Origin of the sequence: Ensifer sp. CCNWLY38, from assembly GCF_037120565.1 — a bacterium.
Classification (GTDB): domain Bacteria; phylum Pseudomonadota; class Alphaproteobacteria; order Rhizobiales; family Rhizobiaceae; genus Ensifer; species Ensifer adhaerens_H.
Genome location: NZ_JBBBBO010000003.1, coordinates 149,721 through 172,281, shown reverse-complemented (window position 1 = coordinate 172,281; position 22,561 = coordinate 149,721). Strand labels below are relative to the sequence as shown.

General features: G+C 63.4%; 18 protein-coding genes. 7 read left to right on the top strand and 11 right to left on the bottom strand.

Going from position 1 to position 22,561, the window contains the following annotated elements; all coding sequences use genetic code 11:
* Positions 1-1,545 (top strand): SpoVR family protein, encoded by a 1,545-nt coding sequence (locus tag V7S54_RS07905; protein ID WP_336408139.1) that lies wholly within the window; start codon positions 1-3, stop codon positions 1,543-1,545.
* Between the two features lie 191 nt (positions 1,546-1,736).
* On the opposite strand, the gene V7S54_RS07900 is transcribed toward V7S54_RS07905, so the two are convergent.
* On the bottom strand, positions 1,737-2,660 hold the full coding sequence (locus V7S54_RS07900) for a LysR family transcriptional regulator (protein ID WP_336408138.1): 924 nt from the start codon (positions 2,658-2,660) through the stop codon (positions 1,737-1,739).
* A gap of 421 nt (positions 2,661-3,081) precedes the next feature.
* Here V7S54_RS07900 and V7S54_RS07895 point away from each other — a divergent pair, with 421 nt between their 5' ends.
* Together V7S54_RS07895 and V7S54_RS07890 are read left to right on the top strand one after the other, a co-directional pair.
* The gene (locus V7S54_RS07895) at positions 3,082-5,535 is read left to right on the top strand and encodes a penicillin-binding protein 1A (RefSeq protein WP_336408137.1); all 2,454 of its coding nucleotides are present in this window, start codon (positions 3,082-3,084) and stop codon (positions 5,533-5,535) included.
* Position 5,536: 1 nt separating this feature from the next.
* Entirely contained in the window at positions 5,537-7,273 is a 1,737-nt protein-coding gene (locus V7S54_RS07890; RefSeq protein WP_336408136.1) for a peptidoglycan D,D-transpeptidase FtsI family protein, read from the top strand.
* Between the two features lie 81 nt (positions 7,274-7,354).
* Here the strand turns inward: V7S54_RS07890 and V7S54_RS07885 are convergent, their stop codons facing one another.
* The 7 genes from V7S54_RS07885 to V7S54_RS07855 are packed head-to-tail and all read right to left on the bottom strand — an operon-like array spanning position 7,355 to position 14,013.
* Positions 7,355-8,410, bottom strand: a complete 1,056-nt coding sequence (locus V7S54_RS07885) for an ABC transporter substrate-binding protein (RefSeq protein ID WP_065373405.1) — start codon at positions 8,408-8,410, stop codon at positions 7,355-7,357.
* 17 nt (positions 8,411-8,427) lie between these two features.
* Positions 8,428-9,570, bottom strand: coding sequence for an NAD(P)/FAD-dependent oxidoreductase (locus V7S54_RS07880; RefSeq protein ID WP_336408135.1), 1,143 nt, complete (start codon positions 9,568-9,570; stop codon positions 8,428-8,430).
* On the bottom strand, positions 9,567-10,970 hold the full coding sequence (locus V7S54_RS07875) for an FAD/NAD(P)-dependent oxidoreductase (protein ID WP_336408134.1): 1,404 nt from the start codon (positions 10,968-10,970) through the stop codon (positions 9,567-9,569). Before V7S54_RS07875 ends, V7S54_RS07880 begins: the two co-directional genes overlap by 4 nt.
* Entirely contained in the window at positions 10,963-11,277 is a 315-nt protein-coding gene (locus V7S54_RS07870; protein WP_065373408.1) for a (2Fe-2S)-binding protein, read from the bottom strand. Before V7S54_RS07870 ends, V7S54_RS07875 begins: the two co-directional genes overlap by 8 nt.
* A gap of 6 nt (positions 11,278-11,283) precedes the next feature.
* On the bottom strand, positions 11,284-12,078 hold the full coding sequence (locus V7S54_RS07865) for an ABC transporter permease (protein WP_065373409.1): 795 nt from the start codon (positions 12,076-12,078) through the stop codon (positions 11,284-11,286).
* A 4-nt stretch (positions 12,079-12,082) separates the two neighbouring features.
* Positions 12,083-12,955, bottom strand: coding sequence for an ABC transporter permease (locus tag V7S54_RS07860; protein WP_065373410.1), 873 nt, complete (start codon positions 12,953-12,955; stop codon positions 12,083-12,085).
* Positions 12,952-14,013, bottom strand: coding sequence for an ABC transporter ATP-binding protein (locus tag V7S54_RS07855; protein ID WP_065373411.1), 1,062 nt, complete (start codon positions 14,011-14,013; stop codon positions 12,952-12,954). Before V7S54_RS07855 ends, V7S54_RS07860 begins: the two co-directional genes overlap by 4 nt.
* A 335-nt stretch (positions 14,014-14,348) precedes the next feature.
* Here V7S54_RS07855 and V7S54_RS07850 point away from each other — a divergent pair, with 335 nt between their 5' ends.
* Entirely contained in the window at positions 14,349-15,173 is an 825-nt protein-coding gene (locus V7S54_RS07850; protein ID WP_065373412.1) for an IclR family transcriptional regulator, read from the top strand.
* 30 nt (positions 15,174-15,203) lie between these two features.
* Here V7S54_RS07850 and V7S54_RS07845 read toward each other — a convergent pair whose 3' ends face one another.
* A complete protein-coding gene (locus V7S54_RS07845) occupies positions 15,204-15,890 on the bottom strand; it encodes a TetR/AcrR family transcriptional regulator (protein WP_057251947.1) in 687 nt (228 codons plus the stop codon).
* 143 nt (positions 15,891-16,033) lie between these two features.
* On the opposite strand from V7S54_RS07845, the gene V7S54_RS07840 reads away from it, so the two are divergent.
* Genes V7S54_RS07840 through V7S54_RS07830 form a run of 3 tightly spaced genes read left to right on the top strand, consistent with a single transcriptional unit; the run spans position 16,034 to position 19,006 of the window.
* Positions 16,034-17,044: an efflux RND transporter periplasmic adaptor subunit gene (locus V7S54_RS07840; protein ID WP_065373413.1), complete on the top strand. Its 1,011-nt coding sequence runs from the start codon at positions 16,034-16,036 to the stop codon at positions 17,042-17,044.
* 7 nt (positions 17,045-17,051) lie between these two features.
* Positions 17,052-18,293 (top strand): ABC transporter permease, encoded by a 1,242-nt coding sequence (locus V7S54_RS07835; RefSeq protein ID WP_065373414.1) that lies wholly within the window; start codon positions 17,052-17,054, stop codon positions 18,291-18,293.
* Positions 18,290-19,006 (top strand): ABC transporter ATP-binding protein, encoded by a 717-nt coding sequence (locus V7S54_RS07830; protein ID WP_065373415.1) that lies wholly within the window; start codon positions 18,290-18,292, stop codon positions 19,004-19,006. The genes V7S54_RS07835 and V7S54_RS07830 overlap by 4 nt, the downstream gene beginning before the upstream one ends.
* A 14-nt stretch (positions 19,007-19,020) precedes the next feature.
* On the opposite strand, the gene V7S54_RS07825 is transcribed toward V7S54_RS07830, so the two are convergent.
* Positions 19,021-21,075, bottom strand: a complete 2,055-nt coding sequence (locus V7S54_RS07825; protein WP_083203530.1) for a calcium-binding protein — start codon at positions 21,073-21,075, stop codon at positions 19,021-19,023.
* A gap of 612 nt (positions 21,076-21,687) precedes the next feature.
* Positions 21,688-22,092 carry a DUF1236 domain-containing protein gene (locus V7S54_RS07820; protein ID WP_141679324.1) on the bottom strand — a complete coding sequence of 135 codons (405 nt, stop codon included), beginning with the start codon at positions 22,090-22,092 and terminating at the stop codon, positions 21,688-21,690.
* Between the last annotated feature and the right edge of the window lie 469 nt (positions 22,093-22,561).

The window sequence follows — 22,561 nt, the reverse complement described above, 5'->3', positions numbered from 1 at the left end:
ATGGCTCGACGCGCGACTTCAGGCCTCCTGTTCCAGGGCTCGGACTGGAACTTCACGACCCTTTCGCGTGCCTATGACGCGATCGAGCAAGTCGCGCTTGAGGAAATGGGCCTCAGCGTCTACCCCAACCAGCTGGAGATCATCACCTCCGAGCAGATGCTCGACGCCTATTCCTCGGTCGGCATGCCGCTCATGTACCAGCACTGGTCCTTCGGCAAACGCTTCGCCTATGAGGAGCACCACTATCGCAAGGGCCACCGCGGTCTCGCCTATGAACTGGTGATCAACTCCAACCCCTGCATCACCTATCTCATGGAAGAAAACACGATGGCGATGCAGGCCCTAGTCACGGCGCATGCGGCCTTCGGCCACAATCATTTTTTCAAGAACAACTACCTCTTCCGCCAGTGGACCGATGCCGGCGCGATCCTGAGCTACATGGATTTCGCCAAGAAATACGTGACCAAATGCGAGGAGCGACACGGCACCGCCGCCGTCGAGGCGATCCTCGATTCGGCCCACGCGCTGATGGACCAAGGTGTCTTCCGCTATCGCCGGCCGCCGCGGCTCTCCTCCGAAAAGGTTCGGGAACGGGCGCGGGAGCGGCTGGAATATGAGGAGCAGACCTATAGCGATCTCTGGCGAACGCTGCCGCAGACGGCCGAAAGCCATGACCCGGCCGAAGCCGAACGGGACGCTTCCGAGCGCAAGAAGGTGCTCAACTTGCCGGAAGAAAACCTGCTCTATTTTCTCGAGAAGCACAGCCTGATCCTGGAACCGTGGCAGCGGGAACTGCTGCGGATCGTCCGGGTGATAGCGCAATATTTCTACCCGCAGCGGCAGACGAAGGTGATGAACGAGGGCTGCGCGACCTTCGTGCACTACACCATCATCAACCGGCTCTACGACCAGGGCCGGATTGGTGAGGGCCACATGCTGGAACTCTTGCAGAGCCACTCCAACGTCGTGTTCCAGCCGGACTTCGACGACCGGCGCTATCCCGGCATCAACCCCTATGCGCTCGGCTTTGCAATGATGCAGGACATCCAGCGGATCGCAACCGAGCCGACCGCCGAGGACCGCGACTGGTTTCCGTCCTTTGCCGGCAACGGCGACTGGATGGAGACGCTGCGCGATGCCTGGGCCAACCACCGCGACGAATCCTTCATCCTGCAGTATCTGAGCCCGGCCGTGATGCGCAAATTCCGGCTGTTCCACCTCGCGGACCGCGCTTCCGAGCGTTTTGTCGAGGTCGCGTCGATCCACAACGAACGCGGCTATTCGGCCGTTCGCTCGGCGCTTTCCAACAGCTACGACGTCGCCGCCAACCAGCCTGATATTCAGGTGATGGACGTCGATCTGCTGGGGGACCGGCACCTTCGCTTGCAGCACAACGTCAAGAGCGGCATCGTGCTCGAAGAGGGCAGCCGTAACGCGACGTTGCGTCATGTGCGCCACCTCTGGGGTTACGAAGTCAGCCTCGCCGGCGTCGACCCGCAAACCGGTCGCACTGTGTATGAATATTCGACCGCAAAGGACGCCTGAGCGAGACGCGAGCGGGCCGCCTCTCCCCGTGAATGCCGGCAAGGGCAGCGCCTTGGATGGGCACAAACGGGCATCACAAGAATTCAGGGCAGGCATTAGAATTATTTGGTCTTATGGCTGCCTCAAGTACGTGCGCGCTGCGCCGCGCGGCGGAGCACGGGTCTACGCCTCAACGGAAAAGATTTTCCGTTTCAGCCGGCGAGCGCTTCCTGTGCCGGAGGCGGTGACAAGGCCGCAGCCTGCTGTGCCGCCGCAGCAGCCAGCCATTCGCTGAACGCCTGCATCGCCGGCGTGACAGGACGTGATTTCAGCCGCGTCAGCCAGTAGCTACCCATCGAGGTGTGGGCGTCGAAAGGCTGTCGGATCGTGCCGTTCGACAGCAACCGCGAGAACATCAGTGGGGGCGCGAGTGCGACGCCAATCCCCTGGGCTGCAGCCTCCATCATCGCCAGCGAACTATCGAAGACGATGCCCTTCAGCAGCGGCGCCGGATAGGCAATGCCGGCCGCTTCGAACCAGTTCACCCATTCATCGGCCCGGTAGGACCTGAGCAGCGTTTCGTTCAGGAGATCGGCGGGCGTCGTCAGCCGATCGGCGATCTCGGGAATGCAGAGTACGGAAAGCGGCGCCTCGAAGAGCCGCGTCGCCTCGATATTATGCCAGGAGCCGCCGCCGAAGCGGATGGCGAAATCCAGGCCTTCCGCGGCCATGTCGACCCGGTTGTTGTTGGTCGAGAGCCGGACATCGATGAACGGGTATTTGGCCTGGAAGTCGGCAAGCCGCGGCAACAGCCAGCCGACGGCAAAGGTGCCGACGGCGCCGATCATCAGCACTTCGCGAATGTGCCCGGCCTCGAAGCGCTCGAGCATGTCGGCCATCCGATCGAAGGAATCCCGCAGCACCGGCAGCAATGCCTCCCCCTCCGCCGTGATCATCAGTCCGCGCGGCAATCGCTTGAACAGGGTGACGTTCAGCCGGCTTTCGAGCAGCTTGACCTGGTGGCTCACCGCGGCCTGCGTCACGCAGAGTTCGATCGCCGCGCGGGTGAAGCTCAAATGCCGCGCCGATGCCTCGAAGGCGCGCAGCGCATTGAGCGGAAGATATGGCCTGACCATGTATGCCCTAACTCATCTAATGGGTCTCGCAAATAAACGTGGTTTGTTGCGCCGGCACAATCCCTTTACGGTGAAATCAATCGGCTGACGCGGCTGTAGCTCGGCAGCGTCAGCTCAGGAAGGTGCGGCCGATTGCGCCGCTTACGAGGATCGGTCCCACGCGCCGTTTCGGCTACAGCGCCGCGCGTCTCATCAGACGAGCAAAGGTCGCTGTAGAACTTTGATTTGCTGCATGTCTTCGTTCTCAAATCGACGTCGATTTAAGGAGACATGCAGTCGCCATAGCGCCCAAACGCATCGTCTCCGCAGCCGACATCACGCATGCCGGCGAAGCCAAATGCCGTTCCAAGACAGGCCGCGAGCCGCACGGACATCCGTGCCGGCCAGCCCGTCTATTGCCCCAAAGGTCCGTTCCGCCCTTATGAAGTTCATCGCAAACCTGCTTGGTACATCCCTCAATCTCGTAACCGTCGTCGCACTTGCGGCGGTCACGGTCGTCGCAGCGTTGACGCGACACCTGCCCGATCACCGCACGCTCGCGAACTGGGAACCGGCAGTCACCACCCGCCTCTATGCCGGCGACGGCACGATGGTCGGAGAACTCGCGCGCGAACGCCGGCTGTTCCTGCCGATCGGCGCGATCGCCGTTCGCATCCGCCAGGCATTCCTTTCGGCCGAGGACAAGAATTTCTACGCCCATCCCGGAATTGACGTTGCGAGCATCGGCACGGCGCTCCTGTCCAATCTCGCCAACTACGGTTCCGGCCGTCGCATGATCGGCGGCTCGACGATCACGCAGCAGATCGCCAAGAATTTCCTCCTGTCTTCCGACCGGACCGTGGAGCGGAAGCTGCGCGAAGCGATCCTTTCGCTGCGGATCGACCAGACCTATTCCAAGGACCGTATTCTCGAACTCTATCTCAACGACATCTATCTCGGGCGCGGCGCCTATGGCGTGGCACAGGCAGCGCTCACCTATTTCGACAAGCCGGTGAGCGAGCTCTCGGTTCCGGAGGCGGCCTTCCTTGCCGCCCTGCCGAAGGCGCCCAACAATTACGATCCCGATCGCCAGGCGGAGCGCGCAATGGGCCGCCGCAACTGGGTCATCGACCAGATGCGCCGGAATGGCTTTATCGACGCAGCGACGGCTGCCCAGGCGGCGGCAGCTCCTCTCGGCGTCGATCGGCGCACGCCGTCGCCCGCGGTCGCCGCTGCCGACTACTTCACCGAAGAGGTCCGCCGCCAGCTCAACACCCAGTATGGCGAGGCTGCACTCTACACCGCCGGCTTTTCGGTGCGCACCACGCTCGATCCGTCGCTGCAGGAGGCGGCGATGAAAGCGTTGCGCAAGGGCCTCGTCGCCTATGACCAGGCGAAAGGCTACCGCGGCCCGGTCGCCAGAATATCCTCGATCAAGGACTGGCCTTCCGCGCTCGCCAAGCTCCGGCCACTTTCCGATGTGCCGGAATGGCGGCTGGGCGTGGTGCTCGCCGCGGGGGAGGCCGAGGCGGAAATCGGTCTCCGCCCGGAGGCTACAGCGTCAAACGGGATCGCCCCGGTAGTGACCATAGGCCTTGACCGGAAAGGCGTCTCCTGGGCGCTTTGCCGTTCGATCAAGGGAAAGCGCAGCTGCGCCAAGGATGTCGACGGCGTTCTGTCGCCCGGCGATGTCGTTTATGTGGAGAAGCAGGAGAACGGCTATGTCCTGCGGCAGCCGCCACTCGTTCAGGGCGCGCTCGTTTCCATGGATCCGAACACCGGCCGAGTGCTTGCCGTTGCCGGTGGCTTCTCCTATGCCCAGTCGGAATTCAACCGTGCGACCCAGGCCTATCGCCAGCCCGGTTCGTCCTTCAAGCCCTTCGTCTATGCCGCCGCTCTCGACAACGGCTATGCGCCGACGACGCTGGTGATGGACGCGCCGATCGCGCTTGCCGACGGTGCCGGCCGCATGTGGAAACCGAAGAACTATGACGGGCGCTTCAGCGGTCCTTCCACCTTGCGCGTCGGGCTGGAAAACAGTCGCAACCTGATGACCGTGCGTCTCGCCCGACATCTCGGCATGGATCTCGTGGCAGATTACGGCAAGCGCTTCGGCATCTATGACGAGCTCAAACCCTATCTGCCGATGTCGCTCGGCGCCGGCGAGACGACGCTGTTGCGGCTGGTTTCGGCCTATGCGGTCATTGCCAATGGCGGCAAGGCGGTCACGCCCTCGATGGTCGACCGCATCCAGGACCGCTACGGCCGCACGATCTTTCGCCACGACCAGCGCCGCTGCGACGATTGCAACGCCGCCGACTGGACCGGCCAGGAAGAACCTGTGCCGGTCGACGATCGCGACTATGTGCTCGATCCGATGACGGCCTACCAGGTCACCTCGATGCTGCGCGGCGTCGTCGAGCGCGGCACTGCCAGGAACGTCGGCTCGCTCGGCGTGCCGGTTGCCGGCAAGACCGGAACCACCAACGACGAGAAGGACGTCTGGTTCGTCGGCTTCACCCCGAACATCGTCACCGGCGTTTTCCTTGGCTACGACGCGCCGAAGCCGATGGGCTATGGTGAAACCGGCGGCGGTCTCGCCGCACCCATCTTCATCGACTTCATGAAGACAGCACTTCAAGGGCGTCCGGCGGCCGATTTCCACGCGCCACCAGGCATGATGCTGGAGGCGATCGACAGGAAGAGCGGCCAGCCTGTGCCCGAGGGCACGCCCGGGGCCATTGTCGAATCCTTCAAGCCAGGGACGGCCCCCTGCATGAGCGGGTGCGCCGTCATCGACGGTTTCGAAACGGCGAGCACGTCGGCCACCGCCGACCCAGACCTCTCCCCGGAACTGCGTGAAAAGCTGCTCACCAACGGCAACGGGCTCTATTGATATGGTACGTCAGGTTCAGTCCCATCCGGATCATCGCGGCCGGCTCCTCTTTGTCATCGGCGCTTTCGCGCTGGTCTTCGGGCTCATGCTCGCGCGCCTCGTCCAGCTTGGCGTCGCGGACTATGAGCGGACCGGCTACATACCGCCGCCGCCGAGCCTCGGCCGTCCATCGATCCTCGACCGAAACGGCAATCTTCTGGCGATCGACGTGCCGAGTTCCGGGCTTTATGCCGAACCACGGCTGATCGTCGATGTCGACGAGGCCGTCGAGAAACTGACCGCGATCTTCCCAGAACTCGATAGGCGCGACCTCTACCGACGGCTGAAGAGTGGTGCCGCCTTTGCCTGGATCAAACGCCAGGTGACGCCGGCAGAGGAACAGGCCGTCTGGAACGCCGGCATTCCCGCTATCGGTTTCCAGCGCGAGAAACAGCGCTTTTATCCCAACGGATCGCTCGCCGCCCATGTGCTCGGCACCGTCGACATCGACAATATCGGCATCGCCGGTATCGAGAGATGGATCGAGGGACAGGGGCTGGAGGTCCTGCGCCAAAGCGGCATGGATCTCTCCCACCGCAATCTCGAGCCGGTGAGTGTCACGCTCGACATCCGCATCCAGCACGCGCTCGAGACCGAGCTGCGCAAGGCGATCGCCAAGTTCAGCGCCAAGGCGGGCGCCGGGCTGGTGCTTGATGTCACCAATGGCGAGATCCTGGCGCTCGTTTCCTATCCCGATTTCGACCCGAATCTGCCTGTCGATGCGCTGAAGCCCGATCGCATCAACCGCATCGCCGCCGCCACCTTCGAGATGGGGTCGACCTTCAAGGCGCTGACGACGGCGATGGCGCTCGACTCGGGCCAGTTCACCCTTCGCTCCGTCATCGACGCGAGCAGGCCGCTCGCCTTCGGCCGTTTCCGCATCAACGACTATCGCGGCCAGTATCGGCCGCTGACGCTGCCCGAAGCCTTCATCTACTCCTCCAATATTTCGATGGCGAAGATGGCGATTGCCGTTGGTCCGGAAAATCTGCGGACGTTCCTGACGCGGTTCGGGCAGATGTCACGGCTGACGACCGAACTACCGGAAAGCGCCCACCCGCAATTGCCGCGGCGCTGGGGCGAGATCGACACGGCCACCGCTTCCTACGGCCACGGCATCGCCGTCACGCCGCTGCAGGCAAGCATCGCGGTGGCAGCGCTCGTCAATGGCGGCCGGCTCATCCGGCCGACCCTGATCAAGGGCGCGCCGCTCGAAGATCGTCTGCTGGCCCGCGACCTGATCAAGCCGGAGACCGGCGAGGCTCTGCGTTATCTGCTGCGGCTCAACGCCAAGACCGGCTCGGCGAAACGGGCCGAGGTCAAAGGCTATTTCATCGGCGGCAAGACCGGCACGGCCGAGAAGGTCGTCGGCGGCCGTTACTCCAAGGAACTCAACATCACGTCCTTCATGGGCATCGTCCCGGTGGATAACCCGCGTTATCTCCTGCTCACCTTGCTCGATGAGCCGAAGGGCCTGCCGGAAACCTATGGTTTCCGCACCTCGGGCTGGAACGCAACACCGCTCGGAGGTGCGGTCTTCGAGCGCATCCTGCCGATGCTGGCGCTGATGCCCGATTTCGAGATCGCCGATGTCAGCTTTCCAGACATCAGTAGCCAAGGGACCTTTGGCTCACAGCTCTTTCCGTCTTCGGCGAGCAAGGGCGAACGCAACAGCCGTCCCATCGACGGCGCGCTCTGACGCGCGCCTTGCCTGAACGCAGCAACGCCCCCGTGGCTTCCACGAGGGCGTGTGCATGCTCGAACAAAGGTTAGTTAATGCTTACCTTTCGATCATGCGGTTCCAGCGCTTGTTCCATTCCTGCCGGTTCTGGTTAATTGCATCCCAATCGAGAACCTTGGCGGTCTCCATGTTGGTCTTGAAGGTCGAAAGCTTCGCGTTCGCCGCATCCGTGCCCGCCTTGGCATTGATGTTCGACGGGATGATGTTGCCGTTGTCGAGGGCCAGGCTCTGCGCCTCGGCCGAAAGCAGGTAGTGGGCGAGCTTCTGGCTGAGGTCCGGCTCGCTGTTGTTGGCGATCACGCATTCGGTGACGGCGAGCACCACGGAGCCTTCCTTGGGCTGGGCATATTCGACCGGAATGCCCTTGTCCTTCAGGTTGTTGACGGCCGTCGGCGTCAGCGGGAAGATCGCCGCCTCGCCGGTCTGCACCATCTCCGAGATCTTGGCCGAGCTCGGGATGAACTCGATGACGTTCTTGCCGATCGTATCGGAGAACTTCTCGAAACCGGGCTCGACGTTGGTCTCATTGCCGCCCTGGATGCGGTTGAACATCAGGAAGGCGTGCAGGCCGAAGCTCGATGCCGAAGCCGACTGGAACACCACGGCGTTCTCGAACTTCGGATCGGCCATGTCCATCCACGAGGTCGGCGCTGGCCAGCCTTTTTCGTCGAAGAGCTTCTTATTGTAGGCAAGCCCGGTCATGCCCATGTCGACGCCGATCGCCATGTCGTCCTTGAGGCGCGCGGACGGCTGGATCTGGTCGAGCACCGGATCGGCGGCAATCTTCTGGCAGAGGCCGCCGCCGATCGCGCGCACCATCACGCCGTCGTCGAGCAGCATGACATGCATCTGCGGATTGTCCTTGGCGGCCGTCGCCTTGGCGAGGATATCGGCCGAGGTGCCGGGCACGACGACGACCTTGACGTCGTTCGCCTTCTCGAAGGGCGGCAGCACGTGTTCGGTATAGGCACGCTCGAAGTTGCCGCCGTTCATGCCGATATAGAGCGTCTTGGTTTCCGCCGACGCGGCGTTCTGCTGCAGGACAAAGGCCAGAAGCGCGAGAGCCGTGGTTTTGGTAAGCCGTTGGTCGATCATGGTATTCCCCTTTCTGTTTACAACGAGGCTGCAGTCTCGGCCGAAACCTTGCGGAAGCGGCCAATGGAAAAGGCGTTGATGGGCGTGATGCTGCGCCCGTCGGTGACGAGCTCTGAGAGCACCTCGCCGACGGCGGGCGCGGTCTGGAACCCAGCGCCGCAGAAGCCGAAGGCGTGGAAAAGGCCTGATGTCGTTTCGCTCGGGCCGATCACAGGGTTGCCGTCGGGCATCTCGGCCTCGGTGCCGGACCAGAAACGAATGACCTGGGCTTCGGCCAGATGCGGGAAAAGCGCGATGGCGCGCTGCATGACCGAAGAGACGGCGGTCACCGACGGGCGTGAGTAGTCCTCGTCGGCAAGCGGCAGACCACGACCACCGCCCATGACGTAGTTGCCACGGGCCACCTGCCGGCCATAGAAGCTGCCGCCCTGCTCGCCCATGCTGACAGGCAGACGCAACGGCAGCGGCTCGGTGACGACCATCGAGGGGTAGATGCGTGTGAGCGGCACCGCCTCGCCGAACTGGGCAGCAAACCGATCGGACCAGGCACCGGCGCTGTTGACCAGTTGCCGGCAGCGGACCTCGATGCCGTCACCGGCGAGGATGGCAAAGCCGTTGCCCGTCGTAGTAACCTCGCGCACCGGCGTCTGCTCCAATACGGTGACGCCGGCGTGTTCGGCTGCCCGCGCAAACGCAGGCGCGACGAGACGCGGATTGGCATGGCCGTCCTCGGGGCAGAGCGACGCACCGACCGCCTTCGCCGACAGCCATGGAAACCGCTCCGTCAGGGCAGATCCCGCGACCAGTTCGAGCCCGAGGCCGTAATCGCTTGTTGTCTGCGCATAGGCTTCGAGCTTGGCGAAATCCTTCTCGGTGCGGGCGAGCTTCAGATGGCCGGAGCGGACATATTCGGCATCGATGCCGATCATCGCCTTCAGCTGCGGCCAGATCCGGTGCGACCGCTGCGAAAGCGGCAATTGTTCCGGAGGGCGGCCCTGCCGGCGCACGCCGCCATAGTTCACCCCGCTCGCCTGGGCGCCGCAATAGCCTTTGTCGAGCAGCGCGACGGAGAGCCCGGCCTTGCGCATGGCAAGGGCTGCGGAGCTGCCGACCAGCCCGCCGCCGATGATCGTGACGTCGACTGAGATGCGCCGGCTCATGAACGGACCTCCGCTTCGGCACCAGCGCCGAAACCGAGCGGGATCGGCTTGACCGGCGCCTGGGCGCGCAGACGGCCGACCGCGCCGGCGGAGGTGCCGCACGCACCGCTCAGGAGTTCGGTCGCAGCAGCGGAGCACATCCGCCCCTGGCAACGGCCCATGCCAACGCGGCTCAACGCCTTCAGGCGGTTGATTTCGGTGATCGATCCTGCCGCGATAGCGCGGCGTCCCTCGGCGATGGTGATCTCCTCGCAACGGCAAAGCGTCGTTTCGTCGGGAACTGTCTCGAACCAGTCATCCGGGAAGGGAAAGGCGCGTTCGAGGATGTCGCGCTGGCGCAGGATCGCGTCACGCGCTGCCACCAGGCGGGTTGTATCCGCCGACCTTTGACCCATGTCCTGAAGCAGGGCGGCAGCCACGAGCTCGCCAGAGATTTCCGCTGCATCCGCACCGGCAATGCCGCTGCCGTCGCCGGCAACATAGACGTCCGGCCGGCTCGTGCGCCCCATGGTGTCGCGCTCCGGCAGCCAGACGCGGTCACGCTCGTCGAAGCGGAAACGGCAACCGGCAAGATCGGCAAGCTGGGTTTCCGGCCGGAGCGCGAAGCCGTAGGCGAGCGCGTCGCAGGCAATCGTCTCGACGACATCGCCCTTGAGCGTCCGCCGGCGGAAACGCAGACCCTCGACTTGGCCCTTGCCGAGAACCGCCTCGGGCCGCACGCCACAACGGATCCTCACGCCGGCAAGCTGGAGCTGCAGCCCGTAGAAGAGACCGAGCGCGACGATGCGTGGCGCGTGCACGGCAAGCGACAGCAGGTGCCGCTTCGATGTGATGGGTGCGGTATCGAGAACGGCTTCGACGCGCGCGCCGGCCTTCATGTATTGCCAGGCAACGAGATAGAGCAGCGGCCCGGACCCCATGAAGGCGACGCGATCGCCGATCGTGCACCCTTGCGCTTTGAGCGCTGTCTGCGAGGCACCGAGCGTATAGACGCCGGGTGTCGTCCACCCCGGGAACGGCAGCACGCGATCGGTCGCACCGGTGCAGAGAATCAGTTGCGAAAAGCCGATCTGCCGATGAACGCCCGATGAGAGAATATCGAGCTGATTGCCACGTTCGGGGGCGGAGATGTTCCAGACGAGCGTTTCGGGCTGGTAGTCAATTTCGGGCAGCAGCGCCTCGAAGCTCTCATGCAGCCTCTGTGCTTTGCCGGCTTCCGAACCGTAGCGGCTCCGGTAGGAGCGGCCGTCGTCGATCAGCGGGCGGCGATAGATCTGGCCGCCGGCGCGTTGGCCTTCATCAAGCATGATCGGCCTGAGGCCGGCGTGGACGAGGCGCGCGGCAGCACGGATGCCGGCGGGGCCGGCGCCGACGATGACCGGTGACGACGGCTCACTCATGGGCGGTCTCCGCCATCGCCCCGAGATCGGTGATGAAGGCCATGCCCGGCAGCAGGGCCGTGCTGCAGGCCCTGACGCGGCGGCCATCCTCCATCATCACGTAGCAATCCTGGCAGGCACCGATCAGGCAGAATCCGGCCCGGTCCTCGCCGGTGAATTCGCTCTGACGCAGACGGCCACTGACGGAGAGGATCGCCGTCAGCACCGTGTCGCCGCGCCGCCCGGTTTCCGCCGCGCCGTTCAGCGTGAAGGGCACAGGTGTCTCGTCCAGGCGGTAGCGCCGCCGGAATTGTGCAGGCATCGACATCGGATCTCAGCCCTTGCCCACCAGGAGCCGGTCGAGACCGAACAGGCGATCGAGAATGATCATGGTGACGGTTGCGAGCGCGATCATCAGCGTCGAAACGGCCGCCATCATCGGATCGATGGATTCGCTGGCATACATGTACATGCGCACCGGCAGGGTGACCGTCGACGGCGAGGTGACGAAGATCGACATGGTCAGCTCGTCGAAGCTGTTGATGAAGGCGAGCAGCCAGCCACCGCTGATGCCGGGCAGCATGAGCGGCATGGTGATCCGGCGAAACACCGTCCACTCGGCGGCACCCAGCGTGCGCGCCGCGTTCTCGGCATTGCGGTCCATGCTGGTCAGCGACGCGAGGATCAGCCGCAGCGTATAGGGCGTGACGACGATCGCGTGGGTGGCGACCAGCCAGCCGAAGGATCCACCCATGCCCATCAGCGAGAAGAGACGCAGGAAGGCAACGCCGAGGACGAGGTGCGGAATAATCAGCGGCGACAGGAACAAGGCATTCAGCGCCTCGCGGCCGCGGAACTCGTAGCGGGTGATCGCCAGCGCCGCCGGCACCGCAAACACGGTGGAGATGGTGGCCGAAAGCAGTGCCAGCCGGACGCTGTTGCCGAAGGAGGACATGAAGTCTGCGTGATGGAACACCGCCTCGAACCAGCGCAGCGAGAGCCCGTTCCAGGGCATCGCCAGCGTGTTTTCCGGCGTGAAGGCGACGAGGCAGACGACCACCATCGGCGCCAGCATGAAGACGACGACGAGGCTGTGGAAGGCGAGAGCAATGGGTCCGTTTCTCTGCATGGCTTCAACCCAGCTTGCGCTTTGCCTGCCGCTCGATGAGGCGGTTATAGGCGAGCATGATCACGAGATTGGCGACAAGCACGATAATCGCGATGGTGGCGCCGAGCGGCCAGTTGAGCTCGATCAGGAACTCGTCGTAGACGAGCGTCGCCGCCATCTTCAGACGTCGGCCGCCAAGCAGGCCGGGAATGGCAAAGGAACTTGCCGAAAGCGCAAAGACGATCAGGCTGCCTGAGAGGATACCGAGGGACGCTTGCGGAAAGACGATACGGCGAAGGGCGGTGAAGCGCGAGGCGCCGAGGGTGAGTGCCGCCGCCTCGACTGTCGGATCGAGTTTCTGCAGCACGGTCCAGACCGGGATCACCATGAACGGCAGCATGATATGCACGAGACCGATGACGATCGCCGTCTCCGTATAGAGTAGTTGGACCGGATCGAGGCCGACGACGGCAAGTGCGCTGTTCACGAAGCCGTTCTTGCCGAGCAGCATGCTCCAGCCGAAGGTGCGCACCACGACGGAGACGAGCAGTGGTCCGATGATCACCAGGAGGAAAATCGAGCGCCAGGGCTTGCGCATGTTCGAGAGAACATAGGCCTCCGGCACGCCGATCAGCACGGTGATGACCGTCGTCAAGAGCGCCAGCCGCAGCGTGCGCCAGAAGGTCGAAAGATAGTACTCGTCCTGCAGCACCGTCAGGTAGTTGGCGAAGGTGAAGTCACTCTGGATGCCGGCGGTATAGTCGTAGCTGTTGAAGGAGAGGATGACCGTCAAGAGCAGCGGCAAGAGGACGAGACCGATGAAGAACAGGGTCGTCGGACCGGAGAGCGCCAGCGGCGCCAGCAGGCGCGGCTTGATGGCGGAGGTGGCGGCGCTCATTGCTTCGCCGCTCCGGCCAGCACACGACAATCGGCGTTCTGCCAGGCGAGCCCGACGGTTTCACCTTCCAGCGGCGGTGGCGCGCCGAGATTGGGAACCGCAACGGCAAGGACGCCTGCGGGGGTCTCGGCGCTGACCAGCCATTGGCTGCCCATGAAATAGCGCGTCGTCACCTTGCCCTGGATCTGGCCCTCGGCCGGCTCCGTCAGCCGCAGCTTTTCCGGACGGATGAAGACCGAGACCTTGCCATCCGGCTCGCGACGATCGGTGTTGAAGCGGATCGGCGTGTTGTCGATGCTGATCGACGCGCCCTTGCCGTTGAAGGCCGCGGTCGCGCGCAGGAAATTGGACTTGCCGACGAAGGACGAGATGAAGTCGTTGCGCGGATGCTCGTAGAGCTCGTAGGGCGTGTCGACCTGGGTGATGCGCCCCTTTTCCATGACGACGACGCGATCGCTGATCGACAGCGCTTCCGCCTGGTCATGGGTCACCATGATGGTGGTGATGCCGACCGTCTGCTGGATACGGCGAAGCTCGAACTGCATCTCTTCGCGAAGCTGCGCGTCGAGGTTCGAAAGCGGCTCGTCGAGCAAGAGCACCGGCGGGTTGATGACGAGCGCACGGGCGATCGCGACGCGCTGGCGTTGACCGCCGGACATCTCGCGCGGGTAGCGATCGGCAAGGGCCGAGAGATGGACGAGTGCCAGGATTTCCTTGATGCGCCTGTCGCGCTCCGCCTTCGCAACCTTGCGCATCTCCAAGCCGAAGGAGACGTTCTGCGCGACGGTCATGTGCGGGAAAAGCGCATAGCTCTGGAACACGACGCCGAGTTCGCGCTGCGGTGGCGGCAGGTGGGTGATGGCGCGCCCGCCCATGGTGATGGTGCCGGCGGACGGACCCACGAGCCCGGTGATCATCTGCAGGGTCGTCGTCTTGCCGCAACCGGACGGGCCGAGCAGCGAGATGAACTCGCCCTTTTCGACTGCCAGATCGAAATCATGAACGGCCGCAACCGATCCATAGAACTTGGAGACCTTCTCGAGGTTCAGGAAACTCATGCTCACTCTCCCGTGGGTCGCTACCCCCGGAGATCGCCTGCCCCGTTTTTCTTGTCGGCGATCCCGGCGGCGACGACACGTCGTCAACCATCAAACCTCATCTCAGGCGATGCGATATCCGCCGGACGCAACCGCGACGACAAAGGCGCGATTTCGCGATCGGGATAGCCTCCCGGCTATCCACGTTGTGGCGCATCCATCCCTCAAGAAAGGCTTGTGAATTAACTCCAGGAAATTGACGAAAAACACAAATGCAATTTTCTATTTTGGAATTTTTTGTTAGAAAAATCCGATATACGGAATCCTGTCATGTGAATTTTGAGAGATTTGCGCGTATGCCGAAATCAGAGAATGCAGGAAGCTCCAGCCTTTCCAAGGCGATCCACATCCTGAAAGATCTCGCGGAGAACGCGACGGAGGGTGTGCGCGTGATCGATCTCGCGCGCAGGCTGAATCTCACCCAGCCGTCGGCGCACCGGCTGCTGAAGAGCCTGATCGCCGAAGGGCTCGTCGAGCAGATGCCGGACAGCAAATCCTACCGTCTGTCGTTGGAGTTCTTCTCGATCGCGTCTCAGGCGCGTAGGCGCGAGGGCATTCTCGACATCGCCCGGCCATCGCTTCTCAGGCTCTCGGCCACCTTCAACGACACCGTCTTCCTGCTGGTGCGCAGCAATTTCGACGCGATCTGCCTCGACCGGGTCGAAGGACCCTTCCCGATCCGCTCCTTTACCGGCGACATCGGCGGCAAGGTGCCGCTCGGCATCGGCCAGGGCAGTATCGCCATTCTCGCCCACCTGCCGGAGGAGGAGCGCGAGGCGATCATCAAGTTCAACATGCCGCGCATCATGGACCGGGCCGCGATCGACGAGGTGGATCTGCGCATCAAGATCGAGGAGGTCAGGCGGATCGGTGCCGCGCAGATGAACTTTGAAATGATCGAGGGCATGGCCGGTCTCGGCGTGCCGGTGCTCGACCGCAACGGCATTGCAGTCGCCTCCTTAAGTATCGGCACGCTGGCATCGCGCCTGACGGAAACGCGAAGCGGCACCATCACCGACCTCTTGAAGGCCGAGGCGCAGGCAATCAGCAGCAAGCTCAACCCCTTCGACCCGACGCTGCGCTATCCGGCGTCAGCGCTACGGGCCGCGCAGAAGAGCTGAGAGACGCACACGTCGCAGCGCAGCGACAGCTCACGCCTCCAGGAAGGCGCGGGCGAAGCCCGGCTCGGTCACCTCGATCGAGCCATCCGGAAGCTTCAGGAAGCGCTCGATCGCGGTGCCGTAGGTTCGCATCCAGCCATCGAGCATCGCCGCCGCGCCATCGAGATCGCCGGCCTCGTAACGTTGCAGCGCCTTGTACATTACCTTGGCAACGCTCACGCGCAGTTGCAGCAGCATCAAGGCTGCGGCTTCCGGATCGGGCGCATCGAGCGTCCCCTCCTCATGCCCGCGCCGCAGCATCTCGGCGACCAGGGGTATGCTGACCGCCAGCAGAGCCTCATCAATGCGGTGATAGAGAGCAACGTTTTCGGGCTTGAAAAGCGCGTTGAAGGTGTTCTTCAACTGCGGCGCCATGTCGATCTTCGTCCGCCGCGAGCCGGCGAAAAGCGCGTTCAATTGCCCGACGGCGTCGAGCGACGGGTCTTCGACGAGCGGCTGGAGTTCCTCTAGGTTTCGCCGCGCCATCCGGGTCGCGACGGCCTCCAGCAGCGCCTCCTTGGAGACGAAGTAGTGATAGAAAGCGCCCTTCGAGACGTTCGCCTCACGGATGACGTCGTTGACCGTTGTGTTCTCGTAGCCGTGCTGGAAGAACAGCCGTTCGGCGCAATCGATCAGCTCGTTCGATCGGACTTCCGGCGATTTTTTCGTTCTGACCATAAGCACTCCCAGAACAGCGGCTTAGCACGGGTTCACAGCGCGGTCCACGACGCTCCCGATGGCAAGGTAACACGCATCCTTGAAACAAACCGACCGTCGGTCTATTTATACAGAACGGACTGCAAGCATTCAAGGAGCGTCTCGTGCAGCTGTCTCGTTTTGCAATCGGAGGGGCGATCATCGTCGCCATCGGCGCGGCGGTTTCCTTGTATCTGTTTCGCCCGGTTCCCGTGTCCATCATTGCGCCAAAGCGCGGCGACGCGGCGGAGATCATCTATGCGGATGGCGTCGTGGAGCCCCGCACCTGGGCGAAGGTCACACCGACGGTCGCCGAACGGATCGTCGAACAATGCAATTGCGAAGGTGAACGTGTCGCCAAGGGCGACGTGCTCGCCCGCCTCGACGACACCGAGGCACGGGCAGCACTCGGCGAACTCCAGGCACGGCTGACGCTGGCGCAGGAGGAGTATCGGCGCAAGCTGGCGCTCGCCGAACGCAGCACGATCAGCGCACAGGAAGTCGACCGGGCACGCAGCGAACTCGGCCAGCTCGAGGCCCTTGTCGCCGGCCGTCAGGCGCGGCTCGCGACCTATGTGCTGCGCGCGCCGAGCGCCGGCCAGGTGCTCAGGCAGGACGGCGAGATCGGCGAAGTCGCGGATCTCGGCACGGTGCTCTTCTGGGTCGGGGAACCGAAACCGCTGATCGTCACGGCCGACGTCAACGAAGAGGATATTCCGCGCGTCGAAGTCGGTCAGCGCGCGTTGTTGCGATCGGATGCCTTCCCCAACCAGAAGCTGGAGGCGACGGTCGACAGCATCACCCCCAAGGGCGACCCGGTGACAAAGACCTATCGCGTCCGCTTCCGCCTGCCCGACGACACGCCGCTTCGGATCGGCATGTCGACGGATGTCAACATCGTCGTTCGGGTGTCGCATGGTGCCTTGATCCTCCCGACCGTGGCGCTGGAGGGGACAAAGGCTGCGGTGATCGACGGCAATCATGCCAGGATACGCGAATTGAAAACGGGCATACGCGGCGCCGACGGCGTCGAGGTTCTCTCCGGTCTGGAAGATGGCGCGCGCGTCGTCTCCCCCTTCCCGACCGGCCTTGCCGATGGCACGCGCGTCAAGGTTACGCCCGTCCCAGGAACATGAGCTCACCATGCGCCTCATCCTCGACCTCGCGCTGACCCACATCTCCGGCCGCGGCCGGCAGACGATCGTCGCCATGCTGGGCGTTGCGGTCGGCGTCGGGTTCTCCATCGCGATGGCGGCTCTGATGCAGGGCGGCCAGGACGATTTCGTCCGCCAGCTCGTCGACACCATGCCGCATGTCCAGGTGACCGACGAGGAGCGGGCGGCGCGGCGGCAACCGGCGGAAGACCTGTTCGATGCAGCGGCCATTTCCGGCCTCAGGCCACGCGACGATCGGCGCGGCATCATCAACCCCACCGCGGCACTCTCCTGGCTCGACGGCTGGATCCCGGGCCGCTTTGCCGCCACCCTCAAGGCGCAAGGCGTCATTCGCTATTCCGGCCAGGAGGTCGGTGCTGCCGTCATCGGCATCGATCCGCAGGCGGAACCAGGCGTCTCGCCGATCATCGGAGACTTTAAGGCCGGCAGCTTCGCCGCACTTGCCGCCGGCGGCAACAATGTGGTGGTCGGCGATACCATGGCATCCCGGCTCGGCGCCAAGCTCGGCGATACGCTCACCGCCGTCTCTTCAGAAGGGCTCAGCCGCCGCTTCAAGATCGTCGGGCTCTTCCACACCGGCACGACGGCGCGCGACGAGGGCGAAGCCTATGTGCTGCAGAAGAACGCGCAGATCCTCTCGGCCCGGCCGAACGCGATCAACGAGATCAACATCAAGCTCGACGATCCGAACGCGGCGCCCACGGTGGCACGCCGCGTCGAGGCGGAGCTCGGCTACAAGGCGGTCGCCTGGCAGGAGGCGAACGAGTCGATCCTCGAGGCACTCGTCGTGCGCAACGTCATCATGTACACGGTCGTTGCGGCAATCATGCTGGTCGCAGGCTTCGGCATCTTCAACATCATCTCGACGATCACGCACGAGAAGGCGCGCGACATCGCCATCATGAAGTCGCTCGGCTTCACCGAGGCCGACATGCGCATCCTGTTCGTGCTCGAAGGTGTGGCGATTGCGACAGCCGGCACGCTGCTCGGCTGGACGCTCGGCTTGGCCATGGTCTACGCGCTCTCGCTCGTGCGCTTCGAGATATCCGCGACCGGCCAGGAAATGACCCGGCTACCGATCGCCTGGAGCATGCTGCACTATCTGATCGCCGCCGCCTTCGCGCTCGGATCGGCGGCCGTCGCCGGCTATCTGCCGGCACGGCGCGCCGCCCGCGCCAATCCCGTCGACATCATCAGGGGCGCGACATGAGCACGCTGATCGAAACAAGGGATCTGACGCGCATCCTCTGGGAGACGGTGCCGGTCACCCTGGTGAAGGACATCTCTCTTGTTATCGGAGAGCAGGAGTTCGTCGCAGTCACCGGCCCTTCAGGCTCGGGCAAGTCGTCGCTCCTCTATCTGCTCGGCCTGCTCGACCGGCCGACCGGCGGCACGCTCGTGATCCGCGACCGGGACACGGCCCGGATGGACGAGGATGAAAGGGCCGCCACGCGGCTTGCCAATATCGGCTTCGTCTTCCAGTTCCATTTCCTGCTGCCGGAATTCACTGCCCGCGAGAATGTCGAGATTCCCATGCGCAAGCTCGGTCGCCTTGGCCGGAACGAGATGCGCCAAAGGGCGAGCGATCTGCTTGCAGCACTTGGCCTTGCCGATCATCTCGACAAACGGCCAGACCAGCTTTCGGGCGGCCAGCGCCAGCGCGTGGCCGTGGCCCGCGCACTGGCCAACGATCCGCCGCTGATCCTTGCGGACGAGCCGACCGGCAGCCTCGACAGCCAGAGCTCCGAACAGGTCTTCAAGATCCTGGAAACGCTGGTGCGCGAGCGGGGAAAGACGGTGGTCGCAGTCACCCACGACCTCGACATGGCCTCGCGCATGGACCGGCGCCTTCATCTGATCGATGGGCGCCTGACCACGGAGGCGGACAGGGCCTCAGGCGAAGGCGTGTTGCCGGACACCTGACGCCCGGCGAAACCTCAGCCGAGGCCGAAGACGACATCGCTTTCCGTCAGAACCGAAAGCGAAACGTCCTCGATCAGAATGCCCTCGGCATCGGAACCGTTGAAGGCGACGAACACGCCGTCGGCCGTATCGTGCGCAGCAGCGAGAAAATCGGCATAGCTGTGAATGCCCGTGGCGTCCTGGGCGTCCTCGGAAAAGGCGATCCGATCGCCCAGCCTGCCGTTGAAATCAAGGATGCGATCGAGACCGGCTTCGCCGGAGGTTTCCGACGACCAGAGAAACGTGTCGGCGCCGCTGCCGCCCGTCAGCCGATCGGTGCCATTGCCACCGCTCAAGAGGTCATTTTGCGAACCGCCGTCGAGGATATCCGCACCGTCACCGCCGAAGAGCTGGTCGTTTTCCGAGGCGCCGCTCAGCGTGTCGTTTCCGCCGCGCCCGTCGAGGATGTCGTTGCCGCTCGACGAATAGAAGGTGTCGTTGTCTTCGGCGCCGCGCAGCACGTCGTCGTAGCGCCCGGACGTGACGTTGAAATATTCGACATTGGCGAAGGTCAGTCCGGTATGCGTTATGCCGCGTGCCGCATCGAAAACCGTCGCCTCAGGCAAGCCGCCGTAGTTGAGGTACAACAGATCCCGCCCTTCGCCGCCATCGGCCTCCCCGAGGTAACGGGCGTTGAGCGTGTCGTTGCCCGAGCCGCCGCGCAGGATAGACGCGACGCCAAGGCTGCCGCTGCCGGGAAAGGTATCCTGCAGCCAATCATCGCCGGCGCCGCCGTCGAGCACGTCGCTGCCGCCGTCATTGGCGAGCGTATCCCGGCCGTCACCACCAAAAGCCACGTCGTCGCCAGCGCCCGTCTCGATCGTGTCGTCTCCGGCGCCTGCATCGATATAGTCGTTTCCGTCCTCGCCATCGAACCGGTCACGCCCGGCACCGCCTTCGAGATGGTCGTTTCCGGCACCGGCATCGACCACGAGATAGGTAAGGTCGCCCGCGATGACCCGGTCGTTCCCACTGCCGAGCGCGAGGCTCACCTCCTCGAAGCCGCGCAGCACGGTGCCGGTCGAAGCCTTGCCAGCAGCGAAATCGATGATGAGGTCGCTCGTGCGCTCCATCTCGCTGATATAGAGCCAGTCCTGGCCCGCACCGCCGTCGATCTCGGCGGAGTAGAGTGTGGAGATGATCTGGTCACTGCCGTCGCCGCCAAAAAGACGGTTGGCACCGAGCCCGTCGGTGATCCTGTCGTCGCCCGCGCCGGCTTCGACGACATCGTTGCCGCCGGCAGTCTCGATGACGTCGTCAAGGGCGCTACCCGTAACACGGTCGCTTCCGCGTCCCGTCAGCAGCACAACCCGCTCGACATCCTGATGCTGGACGAAGAGGTGCCGCTCAGTCTGCGTCCCGTCTCCGATAATGCCGTGACCATTGTCCAGGTTGAACACGACCGGAGCAGTCGATCCCGAGAGATCGACGACCAGCGTATCGTCTCCGGCGCCACCAAGAATGGTGCTGCCCGCCCCGACGAGAACGAAGCGGTCGTTTCCATCGCCGCCATCGAGACGGTCGTGTCCGCCCCTATTGGTGATGATGTCGTTTCCCGCACCCGCATTGACGACGTCGATGCCGGCTCCGGTCGAGATCCGGTCGGACCCGGCGGTCCCCGTGATCCGGTCGTCGCCGCTGCCGGCAAGAAGGCGCAGCCACTCGATATCGTGGAAGAAGACATGCCGGCTGACAGCGCTCGGGTCGCCGACATAGCCATGGCCGCCGGTACCGTTGAGGACCATCCGGTCGGCGCTTTGCGAGAAATCGACGACGAGACCGTCAAAACCCCTGCCTCCGGTAATGGCCCCGCCGGTCCCGGTGAGAACGATCTGGTCACTGCCGTCGCCGCCGTCGATCCGGTCGTAGCCGCTCGAACTCGTCAACATGTCGTCATGCGCCCCGCCGTCGACAAAATCGTCGCCGGCGCCGCCATCGATCGTATCGATGCCGACGAGGCCCCAGATGTGGTCGCGTTCCTCGGTGCCCTTCAAAACATCGCTCGCAGACGAGCCTACGATCTTCGCCATATCGCTATCCTCTTCGATCGACTTTAAGAATATGTTCAAAGACTCGAATATACATCCCGAATTCTGAATGTATTACAGGGCTGACACAAAGCAATATCGAATAAACTTGCCGAATATATGCAATTTAATTTGAAATATATATTAGATATCCCGAGACAATCGCCAAGTTTGACGAGATCTGAAAAAAGAGATGGTCGGAAATTGTGCTGAGGGGCTTTTAAACTATACCCGGAAGACGAAGCGGGCAAACGGATGCACCGGGACGTCATCGCGGTGCAGGGAGGGATTTAGGGTCCAGGGGACCGACGGCCGTGCTTTCTAGTCGACCTCGCCGTACCAGCGTATGACGCTTTCGACCGAACGTCGAACCGGGCCTAGAAGCTTGCTGTCGCGAGTATGGCCTCACGATCACGCCCATGCTGACCTCCAGGACAGGCCCCTGGCATTTGTCGCTCTAAGTTTAGCGGTGCTGCCGCCTTGGTACGATGGTCTGGTTGTGGAGCTAGATCCGCGCGCTTTCAGGATAGCGAGGGTGGCTGGGAAAGCCGGACGGAAAACAACAAAAAGGGCGGCGCTCGAGCGCCGCCCCAGAGGAGAGACTATTGGGCTCGGTCAGTTGATGATCTGTACCACCGTTCTCGACTGCGGCTCCACGATCACCCGTTGGTCGTTGACGACTGCATAGGCGTAGCGCGGGTTTTGCGGAACCGGCGTCAGGACGACAGCCGACGGGATCGGCTTACCGACCACGACCTGTTCCTGGACGACGACAGACGCCGGAGCCGGCTGCTGCACGACATAGGTGACAACTTCCGGGGGCGGGGGCGTCAGCGCTGCACCGAGCGCGCCACCCACCACGGCGCCGACGCCGGCACCGATCGGGCCGCCGACGACAGCACCCGCTGCCGCACCACCGGCCATGCCTGCAGCCGTACCGGCTTCCTTGTTGGCGTCCTGAGCAAGGGCGGAGCCTGCCAGTAGAGCAGCAACAGCCGCCGTAATTACAAGCTTCTTCATGATCTCATCCTTTCGTTCGATCACAAACTCAACGAAAGGGATAATAAATTGTTCCAATATTACCTTCTTGCTTTCGGATCACGCTTGATAACTTCCGTTAACAGTCGCCTGCACAATCAAAACAAGCACGGACGATGCCTTACATAATCCGACAAAGAGCAATTCGATACTTTATATTCGCGACCATATTCTAGAGAATGCCCGGTTCGCATGGTTCCATTTTGAAAGCGCCGACTGACCCGTGAGCAGCGGGTTTCCGCCACGCGGCACACGATCTGCCACGCTAGTCGCGGGGCAACTTGCCAAGGAGCAGTTTGTTCCCCTCCCTGTTTCCGCAGCGCGAACATTTGAGCGTTCGGCCGATGGAATTGAGGTGGATGTCCCATCCGCAGGTGCTGGCTATCGCCCGACGGTCAATGCGCCCTTGATGCCGGCACTTCCCGCATTTTGCCACGAGCACATACCACTC

Excerpts from the sequence above, each read along its gene's own strand:
- V7S54_RS07820 (WP_141679324.1), bottom strand. The coding sequence starts at position 22,092 with ATGAAGAAGCTTGTAATTACGGCGGCTGTTGCTGCTCTACTGGCAGGC.
- V7S54_RS07870 (WP_065373408.1), bottom strand. The coding sequence starts at position 11,277 with ATGTCGATGCCTGCACAATTCCGGCGGCGCTACCGCCTGGACGAGACA.
- V7S54_RS07900 (WP_336408138.1), bottom strand. The coding sequence starts at position 2,660 with ATGGTCAGGCCATATCTTCCGCTCAATGCGCTGCGCGCCTTCGAGGCA.
- V7S54_RS07860 (WP_065373410.1), bottom strand. The coding sequence starts at position 12,955 with ATGAGCGCCGCCACCTCCGCCATCAAGCCGCGCCTGCTGGCGCCGCTG.
- V7S54_RS07845 (WP_057251947.1), bottom strand. The coding sequence starts at position 15,890 with ATGGTCAGAACGAAAAAATCGCCGGAAGTCCGATCGAACGAGCTGATC.
- V7S54_RS07835 (WP_065373414.1), top strand. The coding sequence starts at position 17,052 with ATGCGCCTCATCCTCGACCTCGCGCTGACCCACATCTCCGGCCGCGGC.
- V7S54_RS07890 (WP_336408136.1), top strand. The coding sequence starts at position 5,537 with ATGGTACGTCAGGTTCAGTCCCATCCGGATCATCGCGGCCGGCTCCTC.
- V7S54_RS07905 (WP_336408139.1), top strand. The coding sequence starts at position 1 with ATGGCTCGACGCGCGACTTCAGGCCTCCTGTTCCAGGGCTCGGACTGG.
- V7S54_RS07850 (WP_065373412.1), top strand. The coding sequence starts at position 14,349 with ATGCCGAAATCAGAGAATGCAGGAAGCTCCAGCCTTTCCAAGGCGATC.
- V7S54_RS07875 (WP_336408134.1), bottom strand. The coding sequence starts at position 10,970 with ATGAGTGAGCCGTCGTCACCGGTCATCGTCGGCGCCGGCCCCGCCGGC.
- V7S54_RS07865 (WP_065373409.1), bottom strand. The coding sequence starts at position 12,078 with ATGCAGAGAAACGGACCCATTGCTCTCGCCTTCCACAGCCTCGTCGTC.
- V7S54_RS07880 (WP_336408135.1), bottom strand. The coding sequence starts at position 9,570 with ATGAGCCGGCGCATCTCAGTCGACGTCACGATCATCGGCGGCGGGCTG.
- V7S54_RS07895 (WP_336408137.1), top strand. The coding sequence starts at position 3,082 with ATGAAGTTCATCGCAAACCTGCTTGGTACATCCCTCAATCTCGTAACC.
- V7S54_RS07830 (WP_065373415.1), top strand. The coding sequence starts at position 18,290 with ATGAGCACGCTGATCGAAACAAGGGATCTGACGCGCATCCTCTGGGAG.
- V7S54_RS07885 (WP_065373405.1), bottom strand. The coding sequence starts at position 8,410 with ATGATCGACCAACGGCTTACCAAAACCACGGCTCTCGCGCTTCTGGCC.
- V7S54_RS07825 (WP_083203530.1), bottom strand. The coding sequence starts at position 21,075 with ATGGCGAAGATCGTAGGCTCGTCTGCGAGCGATGTTTTGAAGGGCACC.
- V7S54_RS07855 (WP_065373411.1), bottom strand. The coding sequence starts at position 14,013 with ATGAGTTTCCTGAACCTCGAGAAGGTCTCCAAGTTCTATGGATCGGTT.